Below are 1908 nucleotides of genomic sequence, written 5' to 3'. Positions count from 1 at the left end.
GACCCACCGCGACGGTGGGTCGGCCCGGTGCCTCAGCGCCCGCTGATCGAGGGCGCCGGCGCGGGTGACCCGCCGGCCACCGCGCCCGGGTGCGCCGGGGCGACCGGCGCGGGCTTGAGCCCGGACGGCACCGGCAGGGCGCTGCCCTTGACGAACTCGTCCCAACTCACGTTCCACGCCGTCCAGCCGTTGCCGGGTTGCAGGTCGACCTCGGTGCCCTTGACGGTGACCAGGTCGCCGACCTGGGTCACCCCCATCAGCCAGTCCGCGGCCGTGGCGGAGACGTTCGCGCAGCCGTGCGAGGTGTTGGTGTAGCCCTGCTCGCCCTCCGACCAGGGGGCCGAGTGGATGAACTCACCACCCCAGGTGAGCCGCTGGGCGTCGTCGACGTCGACCACGTAGCCGCCGTTCGGCTCACCCCGGGTGTCGAAGGTGGTCCGCTCGTGCTTCTCCATGATCACCATCTTGCCGCTGGAACTGGGCGTGCTCGGCTTGCCCAGGCTCACCGGGATGCGGCGCACCAGCTTGCCGTCGCGCAGCACCGTCATCTGCTTCGTGGCGTTGTCGATCTCCAGCGAGACCTGTTTCCCGATCTTCGAGGTCGCGGTCCGCTCGGCGTCCCCGACCAGGTTCTTGCCGATCGGCAAGCCCTCCAGCCCCGCCCGGACACTGATCGTCGTCCCCGGCCGCCAGAAATCGGGCGCCCGGTAATAGACCTGACTTCCGTCGTCCAGCCACGACCAGGTACCCGGCTGCGGCGGATTCGTCTTCACGAACAACCGGCGCTGCACATCCGCCCTGGCCTCTTTCGGAATTGCCGGGTCGAACGCCACGGTTACCGGCATTGCCGTGCCGTACGTCCGGTTGCCGACGAAATAGAGGGTGCTGGTGATCTTCGGCTTCGTGGACTTGGCCATCGTGGTGAACGTGGTCGTCCGCGTCGTGGTCGCACCCGAGTCACCGGTCGCGGTCACCTCCGCGGTGTACGTACGCCGAGCTGCCAGCGGAGCGCTCGGCACCCAACCGGAGCCGTCCTCGCGCGGCTCCGCCTTGACCTGCGCGCCCTTGTCGTCGGTGAGCCGGACAGCGGTGACCCGTCCACCCTTGACCACCGCGCCGACCTCGGCGCTGATCGGAACGTCCCGGGTCTTGTCCCCCGGTGTCACGGTGAGCTCCGGCGCCGCGACGTGTCCCTTGGCCGGCCCGTCCCGGTCGGCGGTACATCCGGCCAGCACGAGCGGTGCGGCCGCGATAGCTACCGCCAACAGCGTCAATCGCCGCCTAGATGTCATGTTCAGTCCCCCCGTTTTCGACTGCCCTCCGCCACATTCTGTCGGCCCCGACAGGAGTATCCAGGGCCTTCGGAAATAATCGGCGGCGCATTTATTGGCGCATTTTCCGACCCTGCGCCGGTTGGCGAGAAAAACGCACGAGTGCCGCCTTGAGGCACGTCCGCACTCCCGCACGTCACCCGACCCGCAACGTCCGGTCCCACCCCGACCCCGCCACGCCCGCACCTATCGCCGTCGTTGCACGACTCGCGCCCCGCGCCCCGCGCCCCGCGCCATCGGGGATGGATCTCCGCGACGGACCGACCAATCGGCGAGCGGGGCTTCGGACGGTGCGCCCCTCAGGTCGCGCTCGGCCCGGAGAGCGTGCGAGGCGGGCATGACGGGTCGGGGCGGCTGCCGCACCTGCTGGGAGGACTTTTGTCATTTGAAGCGAAACTTCTGCTCGTCGAGACGAAGCTTTGCCTTTGTCCGGAGGCAAGGGTAGGGTCGGCTTTCAGATAGAAGGTTGCCCATTCGTCAATCAGCCTGCCTGCCTCCCTTGCCGGGTCGCCGCGGTCCCCCTCAGGGGCGCCGACCGCCCCGAAGCGTCGTCCTCACCGTCCAGCCGGAGCGCGCC

At 69.3% G+C, this 1908-nt stretch carries 1 protein-coding gene; it reads right to left on the bottom strand.

The window, feature by feature from the left end:
* Window positions 1–32: 32 nt before the first annotated feature.
* Entirely contained in the window at window positions 33–1292 is a 1260-nt protein-coding gene (locus AB0J68_RS31720) for an Ig-like domain-containing protein (protein WP_363942518.1), read from the bottom strand.
* Window positions 1293–1908: the final 616 nt, after the last annotated feature.

Source organism: Micromonospora sp. NPDC049580 (assembly GCF_040675595.1).
Lineage (GTDB): Bacteria > Actinomycetota > Actinomycetes > Mycobacteriales > Micromonosporaceae > Micromonospora.
Note: the sequence above shows the minus strand (reverse complement) of the source record. Positions and strands in the feature narration are given on the sequence as shown.